At 60.8% G+C, this 20292-nt stretch carries 23 protein-coding genes; 14 read left to right on the plus strand and 9 right to left on the minus strand.

Translation table 11 applies throughout. The features are described 5' to 3' along the window. Positions 1–94: 94 nt before the first annotated feature. Positions 95–517 carry an IS1/IS1595 family N-terminal zinc-binding domain-containing protein gene (locus tag H145_RS0117000; RefSeq protein ID WP_026351590.1) on the minus strand — a complete coding sequence of 141 codons (423 nt, stop codon included), beginning with the start codon at positions 515–517 and terminating at the stop codon, positions 95–97. Positions 518–614: 97 nt separating this feature from the next. Between H145_RS0117000 and H145_RS0117005 the strand changes: the two genes are divergently transcribed. After that, complete coding sequence (locus H145_RS0117005; RefSeq protein WP_019949364.1) at positions 615–1238, plus strand: hypothetical protein; 624 nt, start codon at positions 615–617, stop codon at positions 1236–1238. Here the strand turns inward: H145_RS0117005 and H145_RS21880 are convergent. The 4 genes from H145_RS21880 to H145_RS0117025 all read right to left on the minus strand — a co-directional run bounded on the left by H145_RS21880 (position 1195) and on the right by H145_RS0117025 (position 5023). Next, positions 1195–1986: a DUF2490 domain-containing protein gene (locus H145_RS21880; RefSeq protein ID WP_033426394.1), complete on the minus strand. Its 792-nt coding sequence runs from the start codon at positions 1984–1986 to the stop codon at positions 1195–1197. The genes H145_RS0117005 and H145_RS21880 overlap by 44 nt on opposite strands. Before the next feature lie 65 nt (positions 1987–2051). Next, positions 2052–3011: a M28 family peptidase gene (locus H145_RS0117015; RefSeq protein ID WP_019949366.1), complete on the minus strand. Its 960-nt coding sequence runs from the start codon at positions 3009–3011 to the stop codon at positions 2052–2054. Between the two features lie 27 nt (positions 3012–3038). After that, positions 3039–3965 (minus strand): diacylglycerol kinase catalytic domain-containing protein, encoded by a 927-nt coding sequence (locus H145_RS0117020; protein WP_019949367.1) that lies wholly within the window; start codon positions 3963–3965, stop codon positions 3039–3041. Then, positions 3962–5023, minus strand: a complete 1062-nt coding sequence (locus H145_RS0117025; protein WP_019949368.1) for an SPFH domain-containing protein — start codon at positions 5021–5023, stop codon at positions 3962–3964. Before H145_RS0117025 ends, H145_RS0117020 begins: the two co-directional genes overlap by 4 nt. A 234-nt stretch (positions 5024–5257) precedes the next feature. On the opposite strand from H145_RS0117025, the gene H145_RS21885 reads away from it, so the two are divergent. Together H145_RS21885 and H145_RS0117035 are read left to right on the plus strand one after the other, a co-directional pair. After that, the gene (locus H145_RS21885) at positions 5258–6193 is read left to right on the plus strand and encodes a flavin reductase family protein (protein WP_019949369.1); all 936 of its coding nucleotides are present in this window, start codon (positions 5258–5260) and stop codon (positions 6191–6193) included. 101 nt (positions 6194–6294) lie between these two features. Further along, the gene (locus tag H145_RS0117035; RefSeq protein ID WP_019949370.1) at positions 6295–6699 is read left to right on the plus strand and encodes a sugar 3,4-ketoisomerase; all 405 of its coding nucleotides are present in this window, start codon (positions 6295–6297) and stop codon (positions 6697–6699) included. A 42-nt stretch (positions 6700–6741) separates the two neighbouring features. Here H145_RS0117035 and H145_RS0117040 read toward each other — a convergent pair whose 3' ends face one another. The 3 genes from H145_RS0117040 to tsaE all read right to left on the minus strand — a co-directional run bounded on the left by H145_RS0117040 (position 6742) and on the right by tsaE (position 9170). Next, entirely contained in the window at positions 6742–7278 is a 537-nt protein-coding gene (locus tag H145_RS0117040) for a hypothetical protein (protein WP_019949371.1), read from the minus strand. Between the two features lie 121 nt (positions 7279–7399). Then, positions 7400–8635: an alanine dehydrogenase gene (locus H145_RS0117045; RefSeq protein WP_019949372.1), complete on the minus strand. Its 1236-nt coding sequence runs from the start codon at positions 8633–8635 to the stop codon at positions 7400–7402. Between the two features lie 112 nt (positions 8636–8747). Then, positions 8748–9170, minus strand: a complete 423-nt coding sequence (gene tsaE / locus H145_RS0117050; RefSeq protein WP_019949373.1) for a tRNA (adenosine(37)-N6)-threonylcarbamoyltransferase complex ATPase subunit type 1 TsaE — start codon at positions 9168–9170, stop codon at positions 8748–8750. A gap of 93 nt (positions 9171–9263) precedes the next feature. Here tsaE and H145_RS0117055 point away from each other — a divergent pair, with 93 nt between their 5' ends. The 4 genes from H145_RS0117055 to H145_RS0117070 all read left to right on the plus strand — a co-directional run bounded on the left by H145_RS0117055 (position 9264) and on the right by H145_RS0117070 (position 11565). Then, complete coding sequence (locus H145_RS0117055; RefSeq protein WP_033426395.1) at positions 9264–10535, plus strand: pyridoxal phosphate-dependent aminotransferase; 1272 nt, start codon at positions 9264–9266, stop codon at positions 10533–10535. 72 nt (positions 10536–10607) lie between these two features. Beyond that, a complete protein-coding gene (locus tag H145_RS0117060) occupies positions 10608–10901 on the plus strand; it encodes a hypothetical protein (protein ID WP_019949375.1) in 294 nt (97 codons plus the stop codon). Then, entirely contained in the window at positions 10885–11214 is a 330-nt protein-coding gene (locus H145_RS0117065; protein ID WP_019949376.1) for a type II toxin-antitoxin system RelE/ParE family toxin, read from the plus strand. Before H145_RS0117060 ends, H145_RS0117065 begins: the two co-directional genes overlap by 17 nt. A 21-nt stretch (positions 11215–11235) precedes the next feature. Beyond that, on the plus strand, positions 11236–11565 hold the full coding sequence (locus H145_RS0117070; protein WP_019949377.1) for a TonB-dependent receptor plug domain-containing protein: 330 nt from the start codon (positions 11236–11238) through the stop codon (positions 11563–11565). 238 nt (positions 11566–11803) lie between these two features. Here H145_RS0117070 and porX read toward each other — a convergent pair whose 3' ends face one another. After that, entirely contained in the window at positions 11804–13366 is a 1563-nt protein-coding gene (porX, locus tag H145_RS0117075) for a T9SS response regulator signal transducer PorX (RefSeq protein ID WP_019949378.1), read from the minus strand. A gap of 341 nt (positions 13367–13707) precedes the next feature. On the opposite strand from porX, the gene H145_RS0117080 reads away from it, so the two are divergent. The 7 genes from H145_RS0117080 to H145_RS23500 all read left to right on the plus strand — a co-directional run. Next, positions 13708–14937, plus strand: a complete 1230-nt coding sequence (locus tag H145_RS0117080) for an HD domain-containing protein (protein WP_019949379.1) — start codon at positions 13708–13710, stop codon at positions 14935–14937. Positions 14938–15114: 177 nt separating this feature from the next. Next, a complete protein-coding gene (lpxD, locus tag H145_RS0117085) occupies positions 15115–16155 on the plus strand; it encodes a UDP-3-O-(3-hydroxymyristoyl)glucosamine N-acyltransferase (RefSeq protein WP_026351591.1) in 1041 nt (346 codons plus the stop codon). Between the two features lie 111 nt (positions 16156–16266). Then, positions 16267–17658: a bifunctional UDP-3-O-[3-hydroxymyristoyl] N-acetylglucosamine deacetylase/3-hydroxyacyl-ACP dehydratase gene (locus H145_RS0117090; RefSeq protein WP_019949381.1), complete on the plus strand. Its 1392-nt coding sequence runs from the start codon at positions 16267–16269 to the stop codon at positions 17656–17658. A 96-nt stretch (positions 17659–17754) separates the two neighbouring features. Further along, positions 17755–18555 carry an acyl-ACP--UDP-N-acetylglucosamine O-acyltransferase gene (gene lpxA / locus H145_RS0117095; RefSeq protein ID WP_019949382.1) on the plus strand — a complete coding sequence of 267 codons (801 nt, stop codon included), beginning with the start codon at positions 17755–17757 and terminating at the stop codon, positions 18553–18555. Between the two features lie 223 nt (positions 18556–18778). Next, a complete protein-coding gene (locus H145_RS0117100) occupies positions 18779–19411 on the plus strand; it encodes an ABC transporter ATP-binding protein (RefSeq protein WP_019949383.1) in 633 nt (210 codons plus the stop codon). Between the two features lie 24 nt (positions 19412–19435). Continuing rightward, entirely contained in the window at positions 19436–20053 is a 618-nt protein-coding gene (locus tag H145_RS21890; RefSeq protein ID WP_019949384.1) for a Uma2 family endonuclease, read from the plus strand. Next, a partial coding sequence (locus H145_RS23500; RefSeq protein ID WP_019949385.1) for a transposase occupies positions 20050–20292 on the plus strand: 243 nt, incomplete at its 3' end. The genes H145_RS21890 and H145_RS23500, both read left to right, overlap by 4 nt.

The raw sequence follows: 20292 nt of genomic DNA on the forward strand, positions 1-20292 counted from the left end.
CGGCCACGAGGGCCGCGCTCCGGTGCCCCTAAATAGAAAAATCTCCGCCCGGAAATCCGCACGCTGGCTATATTTCCGCTAAGCCCCTATAGCTTCAGGCCTGCCGGAACCGCTCCCACTTAATCAGCATGTACTTGTCGCCCAGTTCGGTTATCATCATGCCCGAGCCTTTGATGTTGTCCGGATGCTGGAAAAACTCGGCCAGCTCCTTCTGGTTGAGGATTTTATAGGTTGGGTGGTAGTCGGTTTGCCGTGGGGCCTTCACGCCATACTTCTTGACCCAGTTCATCACGCTCACGTGGCTTACGCCCAGCAGCCGCTCAATCTCGCGGTAGCTTACGCCCTCTATGTACAGCTGCAGGGCCTTGATGACGTAGTACGGGTTGGTTTCTTTACCCGTTTTGGCCACCGAGTAGTGGTAGCCGCAGTTGCTGCACTTATACCGCTGCCGGCCGCCCACAATGCCGCTTTTGGTGGCTTCCATCGATTCGCACTTGGGGCAGCGGAGCTGAGACATAACGGCGCGGTTAGTAAGGACTCACTGATAACTATAGCTATTTAGTAAAGATATAGTAGTTGAGCAAGTATCTCCCTCAGTTAACGTAAGTTTAGCCATGAAGAAGCCGCGCGGATTCAAGCAAAAACACCGGCAGGCGGCGCAGCTGACCGCTGCATCTCCGCCCCTGGCAGTGGCCCGGGTACAGCAGTTTCACTACCACTACGAGAAGCTTGGCCACGGCCCGCTGCACCACTGGCTTTGGCAGAGCGCGCCGCTGCCCCGGCCGCTCCGGCAGCTGGGAGCCGCGTGGCTGCTGCAAACGTTTTTTCAGTGGCAGGAGTCCGCCATCCAGCTGGCCGAGCCAGTTTACCTGGCTATCTGGCTCAGCAACGTCGATTTCGCCTCTCAGTCGCAGGTGGTAGCCGCTATTCAGGGCCGCATCGGCTGGTACGAAAACATCTTCGGTGAACCAGCGCCAACCGGGCCGCCCCTGCCCCCGGAGTTCCAGTCGCTGCCCGGCGCCGAGCAACTCACCTGGACCACCCACCGCCGGCACGAATGGCTGGACGCGGAGGATTTCCCGAACGGCTGGCCGGCCCGGCTGCTGCGCCGCGAGCATACGCTCCATACGCTGGAAGATGGCCGTGCCTTTCTGGAAGTGCCGCGCGGCTGGGTGTGGGTGGGCCAGCAAGCTGTTACCGATGCTCCCGGCGCAAATCCACGTTTACTTGAGCAGTAAGGCGCAGGCCGTGGTTGTACTCGAACACCGGCCGGCCCGTAGCGGGCTCGGGGCTGCCGTGCTGGCTGATTTGGTTGAGGTAGTTGAGCTCCAGCTGCAAATTCGGCCCGAGCTGGTAGCCCAGGCCGGCCGAGAGGCGGTTCTGGTTGAACACATTCAGGCCCACATTGCGCCCGAAGCTGATGAAAATTTCCCCGAAGCCGTTGAGGTACCACTCCCGGTCGTCGAGGCTGGGGCCCTGGAGGGGCAGGCGGGCCAGCAGCTGGTAACGGCCACGGTTCTGGTACTGCCAGTCGGTTACCGGCCCCTGCCCTTCGTCGGACCGCTGGCCCGTCCAGCGCTGCTCCAGCCGCAGGCGGTGTTCCAGGTGGAGGCGGCCCCGCTCATCGTAGAGCGTAATATCCTGATAGATTCGGTGCTCTGGTTGTGGGCGGCCCGCTACGGTGGGATAGTCGCCGTAGGGGCTGGTGGCCAGAAAGGTGTAGCCCGCGGCCAAATCTACACGCGGGCCCAGGTGCCGCGTGAGGCCGGCGCGGGCTAGGTGCTGCTGCTGGCGGCCCAGCAGCTCCACTCGCCGCAGTTGATAACCGGTGTGCAAACTCCAGCGGTCAGCCAGCTTGAAATCGCCCGAGTAAGCCAGCCAGCCAAGTGTATTGGAATCGGAAAGGCGCTGAGGAACCTGCGCGCAAACAGAGCGAGTCAGCCCAATCAGCAATAACAGCAGCGCCGGAACATAGCAGTTCTTCATCCTTGAAGCAGCCTGGAATGTGAGAGGCAAGGCTGGCACTGCCTACGGACGGGCCGAAGCGGGGTTTAGCTGCCCGCTTGCAGCACCACGGCCAGCAGGGCATCCACGGCCAGGCCCAGGCGGCGCATATCCAGCCGGGCCAGCGTGTCGGTGGGCTGGTGGTAGTGCTGGTTGCGGTAGAAAGCCGTGTCGGTGAGCAGCACCGCCGGGTAGCCGAAGTGCCAGTAGTTGAGGTGGTCGGAGAAGTCGATGCCCGGCAGCCAGGCGGGGGCCTTGAAGCGCCTGACGGGCAGCGCGGCGGCCGTTTTGTAGCGCCGCCCAAACTGCCGACCAAAGCGGCCGTTGCCAAATTTCTGGGCTACGGTTACGTAGTTGCCCCGGCTGCCATACACCCATTTCAGCGGGGCCAGCGGGTAGCGCTGGCTGCCTTTGCGGTCGTCGTAGTAGCCCAGCATTTCCAGCGCCACCATGCCGCGCACCGCCACGCCGGCCGCGTGCAGCGACTGGGCGTGCACATAGCTGCCCATCTGCGGGGTTCGAAAAAAAGGTGGCTCTTCCAGCGTATAAGCCACCAAATCGATGCGGTAGGGCAGCGCGGGCTGCCGGCCCAGCAGCCGGGCCAGTTCCAGCAGCGCCGCTACGCCGGTGCCGTTGTCGTCGGCGCCCGGCTGCTCGCCGCACACATCGTAGTGCGCCCCGATAATGAGGCGCGGGCCGGTTTCGGGGCCGAAGCTGGCCAGCACATTGCGGTAGGTCTGGCCCTGCACCTCGTAAGGCTGCTCGCCGGGCCGGCCCCCGGCGGCGGCTAGTTCAGTCTTAATATAGTCGGCGGCCTGGTTGAGGCTGGCCAGATGCTGGTAGTTGCGGGGCTCGGGCGTGGTGGTAAGGGCCACGAGGTGGCGGCGCAGCCGGGCCGTGTCGGCCGAAGTCTGGCCCAGAGCCGGACCGGCAAGGAGCAGTAGCAGACTTAGCTGGCGAAGCAGGGCTTCGGCATAGTTGATAGCATGAGTGTAGCAGTCGAGCAAAAACGGCGTGAGGGAAGTCCCCGGCCCTTACGCCACCACCAGATTAGCCTTTTCCGGCGCTACGCCAATGGTGGCAATGGCCCCGGCGTTGAAGTGCAGAAAGTCGCTTTCTACGCCATCGGAGAAGATAACCCCATTGGCCGGCATCATCGACTCGACCACCAGCGGCACCTGCGCGTTCAGCACGCCCGCCGTGAGGCCGCACTGGGTGCGCTGGCTCCGGAAGGCCTCGCGCACCACAAACAGCAGCTCGTCGGGGGCCAGCGCGGGGCGCGGCGGGGCAGCTTCATTGGGGTCCAGAAAGTCCATCAGTCCGGCGTTCATGTTGAACACCGAGCTCAGCCAGCCCGTGGCGCCCGCGGCCGTGGAAACGATAATGCCCGACGAGGAGTGCGTTTCGGTAGTTTGCTGGTAGCGGATGCGGTAGCGGGCCGATACATGCGAGGCGGCCCCGATGAACAGGTCGTTGAAGGCCAGCAGCCGCTGCCCGTCCTGCAGGCGCACTTCGGCCAGCGCGGCCTCGCGCACACCGAACTTGCCGGCCAGCACCCGCTCGACGGCCGGCCCAAAGGTGCGGGGCGTGAAGGGCAGCAGCACCCCATCGTTGCGGGCCGGGTCGGGGTTGATGGCCACGATGGGCAGATTGCCCACGTACTTGGCCGTGTTGGCCACCAGCCCATCGGGCCCTACTACCACGACCAGCTGCCGCGCATCGAACAGAAACGAGGGCAGGAAGCTGCGTTCCACTATTTTGTTCTTTATCAGCGCCGACAGCTGCCGCTGCACCAGCGAAAACGACTCCTGAAACCGGGCGTTCTCGGCCTCGTACTCGGCAAACTCGCCGCCCGCGCTTTCGATGTAGAACCGGGCCTGCCCCAGCGTATTAAACCGCTCCACCAGCAGCTCCAGCCGGGTTTTGCCGCGCACCAGAATGGCGTAGTCGCGCTGGCTCATCGGCGGTTGTCGGCGCGGCCACCGGCGCGGTTAGCAGGGCGCTCGGCGGGCGGCGGGTTTTGCAGCAGCGAGTCGAGCAGGTCGGGCGAGATGTTGAGGTTGCCGATTTTGCCCGCGTTTTCGGCCAGTTCCCGGAAGGCCAGCGCGATGTTGAAACGGGGGTCGGGGTTGTTGTTGAGGGCCACCAGCAGCTTCCAGTCCATCTCCTTGTAGGGCTTGAGCGTGGTTTCGAGCACGTAGCCCTGGGTTTCGGCCTCGGTACGCTGGTTGGCCGCGGCCTGCTCAATCAGGCGCTGGCGCTGCTCTTCCACCGCAATATCGGCCTGCACCTGCATCTCGCGCAGCTGCCGGGTGCTGGTGGCCCGCTGCATTTCGCCCTCCATCTGCTTCTCGGCAATCTGCTTGTTCTTTTCCTCCACCGCAATTTCGGTATTCAGCTCGCTTTCCCGAATCCGGCGCTCCTGCTCCACGGCGAAGTTGCGGCGCTCGAAAATGGCCTGGTCGGCTTCCTGCTGAATTTTCTCGCGGGTTTCGGTTTCCAGCGCCCGGCCCATTTCGGGCGTGGCCCGCACGGCCAGCACGTTCACGGCCAGCACCTCAATACCCAGCAGCCGGATGGCCGTGGAGGCAGCCAGCCCCTCCCCGATATTCACCTCCACGGCCTTGGCCGAGCGCATCACGTCCTTCAGGCCCAGCCGCTGCACGAAGGTCGAAGTGGCCGTCTGGGCCTCGTTGATGATGCGCTGGTGCAGCTTTTCCAGCTCGTTTTTCTTGTAAACGCCGCGGCTGTCCACCGTAAAATCGAGTTGCTCGGCCAGCTGGCGCGGGTCGCCGGCCTTGTAGGTTATCTGCCCCTGGATGGACACGGTCTGGTAGTCGGCCGTGGTTTCGTTGAAGATAAACGGCAGGTCGTTGCTGCCCATCGGAATGGCTACAATGGAGCTATTGGGCCCGAAATAATAGAACGACAGCCCCCGCCCCTCCTGCCGCACGCGGCCGTTTTTGTAGTGGATGACGTAGGTCATCGAATCGAACTTGATGTGGTTGATTCCGAACATAACGGCGGGCTGAAGAGGTTACGGGTCAAAACTATAGATTTCGCGCCGGCTTCAAGCTACCGCAGGGTGATAAGAGTCCTATCAGGCTGACGATAGGAAGCATGTAGCGGGCAATGGAATCCAGTCATGGGGCTAGCGTAGCAACATCAGCACGCGAGATGCTTCCTGTCGTCAGCATGACAGTTCTTTTGCCCTCCAAAAGTAATTTCGCGCGACTATTCCGACCTTCGCCCCATGTCCTTTCGCACCATCGACCCGGCCCGGCTTACCCCGGCCGAGCTGCACCCCTTCATGGTGGGTGCCATTGCCCCGCGCCCCGTGGCCTTCGCCAGCACCATTTCGGCCGACGGCAGCGTGAACCTGAGCCCCTACAGCTTCTTCAACTGCTTCGGCTCCAACCCGCCCATCCTGGTGTTCTCGCCCGCCAACCGCGTCCGCGACAACTCGCAGAAGCACACGTTGCAAAACGTGCGCGAGGTGCCCGAAGTCGTGATTCATATCTGCGACTACGCCATGGTCGAACAGATGTCGCTGGCCAGCACCGAGTACGCCAAGGGCGTAAACGAGTTCGGGAAGGCCGGTTTTACGGAGCTGCCCAGCCAGAAAGTGCGCCCGCCCCGGGTGGCCGAGGCGCCGGCCGCCTTCGAGTGCGTGGTGGAGCAGGTGATTGAGCTGGGCCAGAACAACGGGGCCGGCAACCTGATTATCTGCCGGGTGGTGCTGGCTCACTTCCGCGACGATATCGTGCTGCCCACCGGTTCGGGCATCGACCCATTCAAGCTCGACGCCATTGCCCGCCTCGGCGGCGACTGGTACTGCCGGGCCTCGGGTAGCAGCCTGTTCGAAGTGCCCAAGCCCAACCGCAACCTGGGCATCGGCATCGACCAGCTCCCCGAGTTCATCCGCACCTCCGACGTGCTCACCGGCAACAACCTGGGCCGCCTGGCCAACATCGAGGTTCAGTCGATGCCGACGGCCGAAGAGGTAGCCGCCTTCCGCCACGAGCCGCTGGTGAGCTATACCCTCAACCAGCACGCCGCCGACCCCGTCCGCCAGCGCCACGAGCTGGTGCTACTGGGCCAGCAGCTGCTGGAGCAAGGGCGCCTGCTCGACGCCTGGAAAACCCTGCTGCTGGCCGAGCCGGCGCGAGGTGAGAATGATAGTGAATGACGTTCCCTGCTAAGCCCTATTCTACCGCCGCTATTCGTTTCTTTGCGAGTTCCCAGGGCCGACTGCCAGAACCGGCCGCACTTCTCCCCACTTTACCCCTCATGCCGCTTCCGCACCTGCTCGACTTTCCTGCCACCGGCTCCGCTGAAATGGGCCACCTGATTATTGCGGAAGGCGGGCACTTGCCGTTTGCGGTGCAGCGCGTGTACTGGACGGCCGACGTGCCCACTACCAAAGTGGCCGGCAACCACGCCCACCACGAACTGGAACAACTGATTGTGGCGGTGCATGGCACCATCGAGCTGCTGGTAGAAACGCCCGACCGGCAGCGCCACAGCTTCCGCCTGGAGCGCCCCACGCAGGGCCTCTACGTGCCGCCGTTGTGCTGGCGCGAAATCCGGTTCGGGCCCGGCGCCGTGCTCATGTGCCTGGCCTCGCAGGAGTACGACGAGGCTGATTATATCCGTAACTACGACGACTTTGCCCGGCTGGTGAGCCAGCAATAGGCCAGCGAATCTGACTTCCGTGCTATAGCCAGCCGCATTCCGCTACCGGACTACAGCCGCAGCCCGCTCCTTGCGGCTGCCAATTGGCAGCAGCCGGAAATATTTGGTTTTCAGCTTGCGCTGCAGATACGGCGGCAGCGGCTCGCCCTGCTGATAAGCTGCCACCACCCGCTGATACTGCCGCGGCCCGAACCGGGTGTAGCGGAACGCGCCGTAACCGGCCATCATGCCGCCAACTAGTAGGTCGCCGTTGGCATTTTGCTCCAGGTCGTTATAGTAAGCACTGCCTTCTTCGCGCTTGGTTTTGCTGCTGGTGGCTACCATCGTTTTCTTCACTGCACCAGTAGCCATGATGGCCGCTCCGCCTTCCAGCCAGGCCCGCATGGCCTTGGAGCGTTGCATGAAAAGGTGCTGCACGGCCCGCAGCGTATCGGTGCGGTCGTAGCGCAGGGTGCTGAGGCTGGGCAGGGCGGCTGCTACCGCGGCCGTATCAGCGCCCAGAGGCAGCGTTTGACCCCAGGCCTGCGAGTTGGCGGCGGCCAGCAGCAGGGCGGCGGCAAGAAAAGTCAGCTTACGCATAGCAGTACGATAGGATAGTTCGGCCCAAGGAGCCCGGCAAACGCTCAAACGTTGCAACGGCCCGCAAAATCTGCGCCTAGCTAAATCCGTGTTGCCTAATCAGCGGCAACATCTGCACTGCTTAGTTGCGCACGGCAATCATCAGGGCCAGCTCTTTGTAGCGCATATTAAAGCGGCGGGCGATGCTGGCGTTGGTGAGCGAGCCTTTGTAGGCGTACACGCCGGAGCGGAAATGCTCGTTGGTGAACAGCACCTCGTTCACGCCGCCGTGCTGGCTGATTTCCTGCAGAATGGGCGTAAAAATGTTGCTGAGCGCGTTGGTGGCCGTGCGCGGCACCCGCGAGGCAATGTTGGGCACGCAGTAATGAATGACGTCGTACTTGCGGAACACTGGCTTGGCGTGGCTCGTAACTTCGCTGGTTTCGAAGCAGCCGCCCTGGTCGATGCTCACGTCGATAATCACCGAGCCGGGCGACATCTGCGACACGGCCTCCTCCGACACCATAAACGGAATCCGGCCTTCCTCGGGGTTGAGGGCGCCAATCACCACATCGGCGCGGCGGATTTGCTGGCTGAGCGCGAACGTGTCGAGGGTGCTGGTGTAGAGTTGCGGTTGGCCCAGGTTCTGCTTGAGGCGGCGCAGCTTGTAGAGGTGATTGTCGAACACCTTCACCTCGGCTCCCAACCCAATAGCGGCCCGGGCCGAATACTCAGCCACCGTGCCGGCTCCCAGAATAACTACCTGCGAGGGCGGCACACCGGTAATGCCGCCCAGAATAATGCCCTTGCCCTCATCACCGCCGCGGGCCGCCAGGTACTCGGCGGCCACCAGCATTACCGTCGAGCCGGCAATTTCCGACATGGCCCGCACCACCGGCCGCGCTCCGCTGGGGTCCTTGATCAACTCGAAGCTGATGGCGTTGATTTTCTTGCGCAGCAGGGCCGTGATGTAGTCGGCGGTGAGCGTGCCGAACTGCAGGGCCGAAATCAGGGTCTGGCCCGCCCGCAGGTACTCCATCTCCTCGTAGGTGGCGGGGGCCACTTTCAGGATGATATCGGCTTCGAACACCTCCTTCTGCGAGTAGGCGATGGTAGCACCGGCTTCGGAGTAGTCGTGGTCGGAGTAGCGGCTGGGCTCCCCGGCGCCGCTTTCCAGCAGAATTTCGTGGCCTCCCTCCACCAAGTGCTTCACGGCCTCGGGCGTCAGGCAGATGCGGTTTTCCTGCAACGACGTCTCGCGGGGCAGCCCGATAAACAGTTTCCGCTTGCGCGTTTCCACCGCCAGCATCGATTCCTGGGTGAAGTAGGCGCGGCTGGCGGCCAGCGACTCGAAGCCGGAGGGTACTGCTTGGGGCATTTTGATTTAATTAGTAATTAAGAATTAATAATTAAGAATGAATGGCTCATCAACCTATCCAACAACGCTTTGCATGCGATGAAAGCTGTTGTGTCGGCTGAGTAATTGTTCATTAGCAACTACTAATTACTAATTCCCGCGAAGCGGGTCCGGTGACGGTGAGCGTGAGGGTGAGGCGGTGGTCGGGCAGCAGGGGCTGCACGCGGCCGGGCCACTCAATCAGGCAAAGATAACCAGAATCGAAGTACTCGGAAGCGCCGATTTGCTCGGCTTCGGCGGGCTCATCGAGGCGGTAGAAATCGAAGTGGTACACGGGCGCGTTGGCGGCCGTGCGGTACTCATTTACGAGCGCAAAAGTGGGGCTGCTGACCTCCTCGGCCACGCCCAGCTCGCGGCACAGGGCCTTAATGAAGGTGGTTTTGCCGGCGCCCATCTCGCCCTCGAAGCAGATGATGGTGTAATCCTGCAGGGCGGCCCGCACCTGGGCAGCGGCGGCGGGCAACTCGGCCAAGCTGGGAATGGAAATTGTGCGCATGGCGGCAAAGGTACGCCGGCCAGGCGGCGGCTCAAACCGCGGCGGTTGCGTACTTTTAGCCAGCCTTCCCTCCGACCTAAACCAACCACTCCTATGAGCACCGCAACCCTCCAAGTTTCGCAAATGGCCGCGGGCCTGATTGGCTCCGAAATCATCAAAATCGGCAACGAAGTCAACGACATGATCCGCCGGGGCGAGCAGATCTGCAACCTCACCATCGGCGACTTCGACCCGGCCGAATACCCGATTCCGGCCAAGCTGAAGAACGGAATTATTGCCGCCTACCAGGCCGGGGAGACCAACTATCCGCCCGCCAACGGCATGGCCGGCCTGCGCGAAGCGGCGGCCGCCTTCACCGCCAGCCGACTCGGCCTGGAGTACCCAGCAGCCGATTTTCTGGTGGCCGGCGGCTCGCGCCCGCTCATCTATGCCACCTACCTGGCCCTCGTGGATGCCGGCGACCGGGTGGTGTTTCCGGTGCCGAGCTGGAACAACAACCACTACTGCCACCTTTCGGGCGCAGAGGCTGTAATGGTCGAAACCCGGGCCGAAAACAACTTCATGCCCACCGCCGCCGAGCTGGCCCCGCACCTGGCCGGCGCCACGCTGCTGGCCCTGTGCTCCCCGCTCAACCCGACCGGAACCGTCTTCAGCCGCGAAGACCTGGAAGCCATCTGTGACCTGGTGCTGGCCGAAAACCAGCGCCGCGGCCCCGACGAAAAGCCGCTCTACCTGCTCTACGACCAGATTTACTGGCTCCTGACTTTCGGCACCGCCGAGCACTACGACCCGGTAAGCCTGCGCCCTGCCCTGCGCGACTATACTATCTACATCGATGGCATCTCGAAGTGCCTGGCCGCTACCGGCGTGCGCGTCGGCTACGCCTTCGGGCCGAGCGAAATTATGGGTAAAATGAAGGCCATCCTGGGCCACGTGGGGGCCTGGGCGCCCAAGGCCGAGCAGGTGGCCGTGGGCCAGTACCTGCCCCAGACAGAAGCCGTAGATGCCTATCTGGCCGGTTTTAAGCAGAAGATTCAGGGCAGTCTGAACCTGCTGCACGAGGGCCTGCAAACCATGAAGGCGGCCGGGTTGCCCGTCGATTCGCTGGTGCCCCAGGGGGCCATCTACCTCACCGCCAAGCTCGACGTGCTGGGCCGCAGCACGCCCGCCGGCCAGCGCCTCGACACCACCCAGCAAATCACGTCCTATCTCATCAGCGAGGCGAAGCTGGCGCTGGTGCCCTTCAGCGCCTTCGGCACTGAGGGTACGGCCCCGTGGTTCCGGATGTCGGTGGGCGGCGCCTCGGCCGAGTCGATTGCGGCGGCCCTACCGCGGCTACGGACGGCGCTGGAGGCGTTGCGGTAAGCAGCACGAGAAGCGGCGGCCACTTTTCCAGGCCGCCGCGCGTTTATGCACCGAACCGCTTATCTTCCAGCTATGAACACGCTCACGCTCCCCATCCCGCTCACGATTCCGCAACTGGCCGACCTGCTCCGCCAGCAGCTCACGCCCGAACAGCGCCGCGAGCTGACGGCTTTGGTGCTGGAGGAGCCTCCTGCTAAACCGATTACGAAGCCAGCTAAACCCGCCTCAAAGGCTAAAAAATCCAAGGAGCAATTACCCTCCGTGGCGGATGATTTGCGGGAGGCTTTTGAGGAAGTACGTCAGGCCCGGAAAGGACAAAAACAATTTCGTAGCTTAACCGAGGTGCTGAATGAGTTACAAGGTTGATGCAACTGACTTGTTCATCAAACGATTAAAGCCGTTGCTGAAGAAGTATGCTTCCTTAACTAACGACCTTCAGAAGTTAGAAGAGGAACTTGCGCGGGCTCCACGTACAGGCAGCAGTTTAGGCCAGAACTGTTACAAGGTTCGGCTGAGTATTAAAAGCAAGCAGGCGGGTAAATCGGGCGGAGCACGCGTTATCACATTGGTTCAAGTTACTGAGGAGCAGGTTTTGCTCCTCACCATCTACGACAAAGCCGAGCGGGCCGACCTCCACCCCAACGAGCTGCACGAGTTGCTGCAACTGCTGGAGGAATAAACCTCTTTAATCCCGTTACTTATGAACCGTTTTTTGTTGCTTCCGCTGCTGCTGCTGGGCTTTGCCGCCAGTGCCCAGACTACCACGCCGACTGATGACACCCCACGTATCGGGCTCGGCCAACCGGCTTTCAAATCCACTGCTACCGCCAGCTTGAGCGCCAAGCCGGACCCGATTTATGTAGTCAATGGGCAGGTTATGGACTCTTTTGAACTATTAAACATCAGCCCTGATCAGATTAAATCTATGAGCGTGGTGAAGGGCAGCAAAGCCGTTTCCCTGTATGGTGATAAAGGCAAAAATGGTATCGTCCTGATTACGACAATATCGGCCAAAACCAATTGTGAATAATCACCCTGAAATCTACTACTTGAAACGCTACTTCACCACCAATCACGAGCTGCAGGACCTACAACTCGTATGAAACAATCCAAAAAACGCTGGGCCTGGACGCCCCGGCAACGCGGCCACTGGATATCGGGCTAAACATAAGAAGGGCCGCTAATACTGGCGGCCCTTCTTCGTTTCCATTGTGTTAAACAGCACATCAGCTAACAGCCAGCAGCTATACGCTAACAGCTCCAAAAACCTACCCCTTCGGGCTGAGCGTGACATACGGGATGATGCACTCTTCCAGGGAGATGCCGCCGTGCTGGAACGTGTCCTTGTAGTAGTTCACGTAGTAGTTGTAGTTGTTGGGGTAGGCGAAGAAGAAGTCGCCGACCGTGAACACGTAGGCGGTGCTCACGTTTTCGCGGGGCAGGAAGATGTTATCGGGCTTGCGCACGGTGTACACGTCCTTGCTGTCGTCGAAGCCCAGGTTTTTGCCGTGCTTGTAGCGCAGGTTGGTGTTGGTGTTCCGGTCGCCCACGATTTTGTAGGGGCGCTTCACCCGAATCGTGCCGTGGTCGGTAGTGATAATGACCTTGCCCTTGCGCTCGGCAATCTGCTGGAACATTTCATACAGCGGCGAGTGTAGGAACCACGACTTGGTCAGGCTCCGGTAGGCCGATTCGTCGGCCGCCAGCTCCCGAATCATGGCCATGTCGGTGCGGGCGTGCGAGAGCATGTCGACGAAGTTGTAGACGATGACGTTGAGCTTGAAGTTGTTGTGCAGGTTGGCCATTTTGCCCAGCAGATCCTTGCCGGCCTGCAGGTTGGTTACCTTGTTGTAGCTAAACTTGTGCTTCTGGTTGGCCTTCTGGAACATAATTTCCAGGAACTCGGCCTCGTGCAGGTTCTTGCCCTCGTCGTCGTCGTCCCACACCCACAGGTTGGGGTATTTCTTCTGGATTTCGCCCGGCATCATGCCCGAGAAGATGGCGTTGCGGGCGTAGGCCGTGGTGGTGGGCAGAATGCTGTAGTAGGTTTCCTCCTGATCAACAGTGAACATCTCCGCAATAATCGGCTCCAGCACCTTCCACTGGTCGTAGCGCAGGTTGTCGATGAGCATAAAGTACACGGGCGTGTCGCCGGTTTCCTTGAGCAGCGGAAACACGCGCTCCTTGAACAGCTGGTGCGACATCAGCGGGGCGTCCTCGTCGCCGTGCAGCCAATCCTCGTAGTTTTCCTGGATGAAGCGCCCGAAGTAGGTGTTGGCCTCATCCTTCTGCATATTGAAAACCTCGGCCATGCTCTTGCCCTCGGTTTCATTGATTTCCAACTCCCAGTACACCAGCTTCTTGTACACGTCGGCCCACTCGGAGGGGCTGAGCCGGTCGCCGAGCTGCATGCCCAGCTGGCGGAAGTCGCGTTGGTAGCCCGAGTTGGTTTTCTCGCTGACGAGACGCTTGTTGTCGAGCACGCGCTTCACCGACAGCAGAATCTGGTTCGGGTTGACGGGCTTGATGAGGTAGTCGGCAATTTTGGCGCCGATGGCCTCCTCCATGATGTGCTCTTCCTCACTCTTGGTAATCATCACCACCGGCACGGTGGGGCGCAGGGCCTTGATTTCGGTGAGCGTTTCGAGGCCCGTCAGGCCGGGCATGTTCTCGTCCAGGAACACGATGTCGTAGGTTTTCTCCTGAATTTCCTCCACCGCATCGGTGCCGGAATTCACGGCGGTTACGTCGTAGCCCTTTTCTTTCAGGAAGAGGATGTGCGGCTTGAGCAGGTCGATTTCATCATCGGCCCAGAGGATACTGTATTGCATATGGCGGGTTGAGAGTTGCACAAGAAAGCCCGGACGGCTGTCCGGCGCGAAGAAAACTGCCCTGGCCAGCATGTGGCGCCGTCCGGGCGGTTTAAAGATGTCGGGCTGCCGGCAAAAGTTGCGGCGGCGGTTTCGTAAGTAGCTTTACTCCCAATCCTGGCCTTTAGGTTGTTATTTTTTCCGGGCCGACGCTGTTTCAGGTCAACTCAGCCGTAAAGAAAACCAAAAATTAACGGCTTGGTTTTTCCCGGCAGCTACCGCCGAGCCGGCGTCGCAGTTTTGCGCGGGCGTTTTCGGGAGTAGCCCCGGCACCGGAAACCCGCTGTCTTCCAACGTTTCAGATGAATAAAAAGAAGATTTTCAACGACCCGGTATACGGCTTCGTCACCATCCCCACGGAGCTGCTCTTCGACCTGATTGAGCACACGTATTTCCAGCGGCTGCGCCGGATTCAGCAGCTGGGCCTGACGATGTTCGTGTACCCGGGGGCGCTACACACGCGCTTCCACCACGCGCTGGGCGCCATGCACCTTATGTCGCTGGCGCTGCGCACGCTCAAGGATAAGGGCGTGAAGATTTCGGCCGCCGAGGGCGAGGCGGCTATGGCGGCCATTCTGCTGCACGACATCGGCCACGGCCCCCTCTCGCACGCGCTGGAACGCAGCATTTTCCACGATGTGCACCACGAGGCCGTGAGCCTGCACCTGATGCGCAAGCTCAACGCCGAGTTTGAGGGGCAGTTGGATTTAGCCATTGCCATCTTCCAGGGCACCTACGAGCGGCCGTTCTTCCATCAGCTCGTCAGCAGCCAGCTCGATATGGATCGGCTCGACTACCTCAACCGCGACTCGTTTTATACCGGCGTGCAGGAGGGCCGCCCCGGCGCCGACCGCCTCATCAAGATGCTGACCGTGGTGGACGAGCGGCTGGTGCTGGAGGAAAAGGCGGTGTACAGCATCGAGAACTTTCTGGTGAGCCGGCGGCTGATGTACTGGCAGGTGTATTTGCACAAAACCGTGACCAGCGCCGAGCAAATGGTGATTCGCATCATGCAACGGGCCCGCGACCTCGTGCGCTCGGGCACCGACGTGCCGGCCTCGCCCAACCTGCACTTCTTCCTCTCGCGCAACGTCACGCAGGAGCAGTTTGAGGCCGACGACTCCATCCTGCGCCGCTTCGCCCGCCTCGACGATACCGACGTGTGGGGCGCCGTGAAGCTCTGGGCCGACCACCCCGACACGGTGCTGCGCTACCTAGCCCAAAGCCTACTCGACCGCCACCTGTTCAAAATTTCGCTCCAGACCGCGCCCTTCGATGAGGAATTTCAGCTCGGCATCGTCGAGCTGATTGCCGCCCGCTTCGAGCTGCCGCCCGCCGAAGCGGCCCAGCTCATGATTGCCGGCCGCATCAGCAACAACGCCTACGACGCCGACGGCCACGATTCCATCGACGTGCTCACCAAGCGCGGCCAGGTCGTCAACGTAGCCGAAGCCTCCGACCTGCCCAACATCAAAGCCCTGGGCCAGCGCGTCGAAAAGCACTACATCTGCTACCCCAAGGAAATTTTGTGAATTGCCAGTCGTGAGTGCTTAGTTGTGAGAACGTCATTCAGAGCGCAGCGAAGAATCTCGCGTGCTGACGTTGAATTAGCGTTGCAGAGTTAGTAGGCAAGATTCTTCACTACGTTCTGAATGACGTTCTGGCACCTCGAAACCAACAACTGCCAACTGCTGCCTACTTTTGCCCTCATGGAATTCACCGTTGGTCAGATTGCCGAAGTACTGCAGGGCTCCGTGGAGGGCGACGCGAGCCAGCCCGTAAACCGGCTGGCCAAGATTGAGGAGGCCCAGGCCGGCTCGCTTTCGTTTCTGTCGAACCTTAAGTACGAGCCCCACCTCTACAGCACCCAGGCCACGGCCGTAATCATAAGCCGCACGCTGGAGCTTAAAAAGCCCGTTTCGGCCGCCTTGATTCGGGTCGATGACCCTTACACCAGCTTCACGGCGCTGCTGGAGTTCTATCAGCAGGCCAGCCGCACCGGCAAGCGCGGCGTCGAAGAGCCCAGCTATATGGCCGCCTCCGCCCGTATCGGGGCCGACCACTACCGCGGGGCGTTTTCCTACATCGGCGAGGACTGCGAGATTGGCGAGGGCGTGGTGATTTTTCCGCACGTATTCATCGGCGACCGGGTGAAAATAGGCTCCGGCACTATTCTGTATGCCGGGGCCAAAATCTACGCCGAAACCGTGATTGGCCAGCGCTGCACCGTGCACGCCGGCGCCGTTATCGGCTCCGACGGCTTCGGTTTCGCGCCCCAGCCTGACGGCTCCTACCGCACCATCCCGCAAATCGGCAACGTGGTGCTCGAAGACAACGTGAGCATCGGCGCCAACGCCACCATCGACTGCGCCACGCTGGGCTCCACCATCATCCGCGAGGGCTCCAAAATTGACAACCTCGTGCAGCTGGCCCACAACGTGGAAGTGGGCCGCCACACGGTTATTGCCTCCCAAACGGGCGTGTCGGGTTCCACCAAAATCGGGGATTTCTGCGTGCTGGCGGGGCAGGTGGGCATGGCCGGCCACCTCACGCTGGCCAACCGCACCACCGTTACGGCCCAGTCGGGCGTGGGCAAATCCATCAAGCAGGAAGGCGTGCTGCTGCAGGGCTCACCCGCCTTCAACCTGCGCGACAGCCTGCGGGCCAACGCCATTTTCCGCCACCTGCCCGAGCTGGAGCGCCGCCTGCGCCTGCTCGAACAGCAAGCCGCACCGCCGGAAAAGCCCTAGCTTTGTCTTTAGAAAAGCTTCAAGCCGCAAGCTACAAGCGGCAAGTCTTGGGCTTATTTCCATTCTCTTTTTCGCTTGCAGCTTGCGGCTTGAAGCTTGCAGCTAAACTAAATGAACGACAAGCAACACACTATCAAGGCCCCCGTGACGGTTAGCGGGATTGGGCTGCATACGGGAGTAGTGGCCACGATGACGTTTTGTCCGGCCCCCATCAACCACGGCTATAAGTTTCAGCGCATCGATCTGCCCGGCCAGCCCATCGTGGACGCCGACGTAGACAACGTGGTGGACCTGAGCCGGGGCACGACCATCGAGCAGAACGGCGCCCGCGTGAACACCGTGGAGCACACGCTGGCCGCGCTGGTAGGCCTGCAGATTGATAACGTGCTCATCCAGCTCGACGGCCCCGAGCCGCCCATCATGGATGGTTCCAGCTTCGAGTTCATCAAGCCCCTGCAGGAAGCCGGTTTCGAAGAGCAAAATGCACTGCGCAACTACTACGAGATTCCGGCCGAAATCCGCTACGTGGATAACGCCCGCTCGGTGGAAATTGCGGCCCTGCCCCTCGACAACTACCGGCTTACGGTGATGGTGGACTACAATTCGCCGGTGCTGGGCTCCCAGCACGCCTCGCTCACCGACATCACCCAGTTTGCCCAGGAAATCGGCTCGTCGCGCACGTTCTGCTTTCTGCACGAGCTGGAGGCACTCTACAAATCCAACCTCATCAAGGGCGGCGATTTGAGCAACGCCATTGTGGTGGTCGACCGCGTGGTGAGCGATGAGGAGCTGAACGAGCTGGCCACGATGCTGGGCAAGCCCAAGGTGGCCGTTAAGAAGGAGGGCATCCTCAACAACGTGGATTTGCGCTACAAAAACGAGCCCGCCCGCCACAAGCTGCTCGATTTGGTGGGCGACCTGGCCCTGGTAGGCCGGCCGCTGAAGGGTCAGATTCTGGCCGCCCGGCCGGGGCACGCGGCCAACGTGGCCTTCGCCAAGCGCATCAAAAAGAAGATGATGGAGGCCCACACCAGCCCCATCCCGACCTACGACCCGAGCCGCGAGCCGGTGATGGACATCAACCAGATTGCCGCCACCCTGCCCCACCGCTACCCATTTCTGCTGATTGACAAAATCATTCACCTCGACGAAACCACCGTTACGGGCGTCAAGAACGTGACCTTCAACGAGCAGTTCTTCACCGGCCATTTCCCCGGCAACCCCGTGATGCCCGGTGTGCTCCAGATTGAGGCCATGGCCCAGACCGGCGGCATCCTGGTACTCAATACCGTGCCCGACCCCGAGAACTACTGGACCTACTTCCTGGGCATCGAAAACTGCCGCTTCCGCCGCATGGTAAAACCCGGCGACACCATCATCTTCAAGTGCGAGCTGACAGCCCCCATCAAGCGCGGCATTGCCAAGATGAGTGGCAAGGCCTACGTGAGCGGCAAAGTGGTGATGGAAGCCGAAATGTCGGCCAGCATTGTGAAAAAACAGTAATAATTATGAATTATAAATTTTGAATTTTGAATTTTCCGCTTCGGACTGTTCTACCAATTCATAATTAAAAATTCATAATTCATAATTTCAAAAAGAATGACCCAGCCGCTCGCCTATATTCACCCCGAGGCCATCATTGCCCAGAACGTGGTAGTGGAGCCGTTTACGACCATTGACAAGGACGTGGAAATCGGGGAAGGCACCTGGATTGGCCCCAACGTCACCATTATGGCCGGGGCGCGCATCGGGCGCAACTGCCGCATTTTTCCGGGCGCCGTAATTGCCGCCCAGCCCCAGGATTTGAAGTTTGCGGGCGAGAAAACCACCGTGCACATCGGCGACAACACCGTAATTCGGGAGTGCGTGACGGTGAACCGCGGCACCGTGGACCGGCTGAAAACCGTAATCGGCAGCAACTGCCTGTTGATGGCCTACGTGCACGTGGCCCACGACTGCATCATCGGCGACAATTGCATTCTGGCCAACACCGTGCAGGTGGCCGGCCACGTCGAAATCGGCGACTACGCCATCATCGGCGGCTCATCGGCCATCCACCAGTTCGTGCGCGTGGGCCAGCACTCGATGATTTCGGGCGGCTCGCTGATTCGTAAGGACGTACCGCCGTTTGTGAAGGCGGGCCGCGAGCCGCTGAGCTACGCCGGCATCAACAGCATCGGGCTGCGGCGTCGGGGCTTTTCGGATCAGAAGATTTCCGAGATTCAGCAGCTTTATCGCCTGCTGTTCATGAGCGGCCTCAACAACGCCGCCGCCCTCGAACAAATCGAGCTGGAACTGGCCCCCTCGCCCGAGCGCGACGAAGTAGTGAACTTCATCCGCAACTCCGGCCGCGGCGTCATCAAAGGCTACGGCCGCAACTCCAACGGCGGCGGCGAGTAGTTGGCAGGGCTTAGGGACTTAGGGTTTAGGGCTTAGATGACGTGCAACGAACCCAACCGTCATCTTGAGCAGCTCGAAAGACCTTATCACGAAGGCACAAGGTGTCGTTACGACCGTTCTTATTTAACAAGGTCCTTGGCCCTGCAGTGCTGGATAAAAGATGACAGTTGGGTTCGCTGCACATCATCTAAGCCCTAAACCCTAAGTTCCTAAGCCCTAAATAATGCAAATTACGGCTACCGAACTAAGCAAGCGGTTTGCGCGGGAGTGGATTTTCCGGGACCTGACCCACACGTTTGCCCCGGGTTCGGCCACGGCCATTTTAGGGCCGAATGGGGCCGGCAAGAGTACGCTGCTCAACACGCTGGCCGGCCAGCTGCTGCCTTCCCAGGGCACGGTGGAGTACCAGGAAAACGGTCGGGCGGTGGCCGTAGAGGACGTGCCGCAACGGCTGGCCTACGCCGCGCCCTACCTGGAGCTGATTGAGGAACTGACGCTGACCGAGCTTATCCGGTTTCACACCCGCTTCAAGCCTCTGCGGCCGGGCATGTCAGCTGAGGGACTGGTGAGCCTGATGTACCTGGAAAAGTCGCGCCACAAGCTGATCCGGGACTTTTCGAGCGGTATGAAGCAGCGCCTCAAGCTGGCCCTGGCCCTGTACGCCGATGCCCCGCTGCTGCTGCTCGACGAGCCCACCACCAACCTCGACCGCGCCGGCGTGGCCTGGTACCGCGAGCACGTGGCCGCCACGCTGCCCGGCCGCACGGTGCTGGTATCGAGCAACGTGCCCGAAGAATACGATTTCTGCTCCGAGCAGCTCCAGATTACCAATTTCGGGGCTCAGGCAGCCCGTTAGGCGGCTTTCGGCTATCAAATTTGTATGTTTGATAAAAGCCTGTTTACCATGCCCGCGCAACCTCGACCCTATTCCGCCCCGTTCATTACGCCGCAAGAATACCTGGCGACCGAGCGGCAGGCCAGCTTCAAGAGCGAATACTATCAGGGACAGATTACGGCTATGGCTGGGGCCACCCGGGCGCACAACTTACTGGTCTCTAATCTGATCATCAGCCTGGGCAACCGCCTGAATGACTCCTGCACCATCTATCCCAGCGACTTGCGGGTGCATGTACCGACCAATGGACTGTATACCTACCCCGATGCGTCGGTCGTCTGCGGACCGGAGGAATTTTTAAAGGACGCTTATCTGGATACGCTGCTCAACCCGGTTATGCTGATTGAGGTATTATCCAAGACAACGGCGGCCGATGACCGGAGCAGTAAGTTTTTGCTTTACAAGAGCATCGCCAGTCTGCAATACTATCTGCTGGTCGAGAGCCTATCGATGGGCGTGAGTGTGTACGCCCGCGAGCAGGACCCGAACGCCTGGACTTTCCGGGAGTACCACTCCCCTACTACCGTTATCCCACTGCCTGTTTTGGGGTTGGAATTACCACTAGGAACTGTTCTCAATTACGGAGTTGTTGATCGACTATGAATGCAGACCGCACGCTATTGACGGACAAGATGTGGGCCGAGTTATCTCCTTTGTTACCGGGGCAAGCCGGGAGTTGCGGGGTCACCGCTGCCGACACGCGCGGATTTGTCGAAGCGGTGCTTTGGCTGGGCCGCACGGGAGCTCCCTGGCGGGACCTGCCGGCGCAGTTTGGCCACTGGCACCGGGTGTACGTGCGCTTTGCCCGCTGGCGCGACAAGGGCGTGTGGGAAAAGGCAACG

The sequence above is a fragment of the Hymenobacter aerophilus DSM 13606 genome (assembly GCF_000382225.1).
Lineage (GTDB): Bacteria > Bacteroidota > Bacteroidia > Cytophagales > Hymenobacteraceae > Hymenobacter > Hymenobacter aerophilus.

What these genes read in the sequence shown, in the direction of transcription:
- lpxA (WP_019949382.1), top strand. Translation starts at nt 17,755, where the DNA reads ATGACCCAGCCGCTCGCCTATATTCACCCCGAGGCCATCATTGCCCAG.
- H145_RS0117000 (WP_026351590.1), bottom strand. Translation starts at nt 517, where the DNA reads ATGTCTCAGCTCCGCTGCCCCAAGTGCGAATCGATGGAAGCCACCAAA.
- H145_RS0117035 (WP_019949370.1), top strand. Translation starts at nt 6,295, where the DNA reads ATGCCGCTTCCGCACCTGCTCGACTTTCCTGCCACCGGCTCCGCTGAA.
- H145_RS0117055 (WP_033426395.1), top strand. Translation starts at nt 9,264, where the DNA reads ATGAGCACCGCAACCCTCCAAGTTTCGCAAATGGCCGCGGGCCTGATT.
- H145_RS21885 (WP_019949369.1), top strand. Translation starts at nt 5,258, where the DNA reads ATGTCCTTTCGCACCATCGACCCGGCCCGGCTTACCCCGGCCGAGCTG.
- H145_RS0117060 (WP_019949375.1), top strand. Translation starts at nt 10,608, where the DNA reads ATGAACACGCTCACGCTCCCCATCCCGCTCACGATTCCGCAACTGGCC.
- porX (WP_019949378.1), bottom strand. Translation starts at nt 13,366, where the DNA reads ATGCAATACAGTATCCTCTGGGCCGATGATGAAATCGACCTGCTCAAG.
- H145_RS0117020 (WP_019949367.1), bottom strand. Translation starts at nt 3,965, where the DNA reads ATGAGCCAGCGCGACTACGCCATTCTGGTGCGCGGCAAAACCCGGCTG.
- tsaE (WP_019949373.1), bottom strand. Translation starts at nt 9,170, where the DNA reads ATGCGCACAATTTCCATTCCCAGCTTGGCCGAGTTGCCCGCCGCCGCT.
- H145_RS0117040 (WP_019949371.1), bottom strand. Translation starts at nt 7,278, where the DNA reads ATGCGTAAGCTGACTTTTCTTGCCGCCGCCCTGCTGCTGGCCGCCGCC.
- lpxD (WP_026351591.1), top strand. Translation starts at nt 15,115, where the DNA reads ATGGAATTCACCGTTGGTCAGATTGCCGAAGTACTGCAGGGCTCCGTG.
- H145_RS0117080 (WP_019949379.1), top strand. Translation starts at nt 13,708, where the DNA reads ATGAATAAAAAGAAGATTTTCAACGACCCGGTATACGGCTTCGTCACC.
- H145_RS0117005 (WP_019949364.1), top strand. Translation starts at nt 615, where the DNA reads ATGAAGAAGCCGCGCGGATTCAAGCAAAAACACCGGCAGGCGGCGCAG.
- H145_RS21890 (WP_019949384.1), top strand. Translation starts at nt 19,436, where the DNA reads ATGTTTGATAAAAGCCTGTTTACCATGCCCGCGCAACCTCGACCCTAT.
- H145_RS21880 (WP_033426394.1), bottom strand. Translation starts at nt 1,986, where the DNA reads ATGAAGAACTGCTATGTTCCGGCGCTGCTGTTATTGCTGATTGGGCTG.
- H145_RS0117070 (WP_019949377.1), top strand. Translation starts at nt 11,236, where the DNA reads ATGAACCGTTTTTTGTTGCTTCCGCTGCTGCTGCTGGGCTTTGCCGCC.
- H145_RS0117065 (WP_019949376.1), top strand. Translation starts at nt 10,885, where the DNA reads ATGAGTTACAAGGTTGATGCAACTGACTTGTTCATCAAACGATTAAAG.
- H145_RS0117045 (WP_019949372.1), bottom strand. Translation starts at nt 8,635, where the DNA reads ATGCCCCAAGCAGTACCCTCCGGCTTCGAGTCGCTGGCCGCCAGCCGC.
- H145_RS0117090 (WP_019949381.1), top strand. Translation starts at nt 16,267, where the DNA reads ATGAACGACAAGCAACACACTATCAAGGCCCCCGTGACGGTTAGCGGG.
- H145_RS0117025 (WP_019949368.1), bottom strand. Translation starts at nt 5,023, where the DNA reads ATGTTCGGAATCAACCACATCAAGTTCGATTCGATGACCTACGTCATC.
- H145_RS0117100 (WP_019949383.1), top strand. Translation starts at nt 18,779, where the DNA reads ATGCAAATTACGGCTACCGAACTAAGCAAGCGGTTTGCGCGGGAGTGG.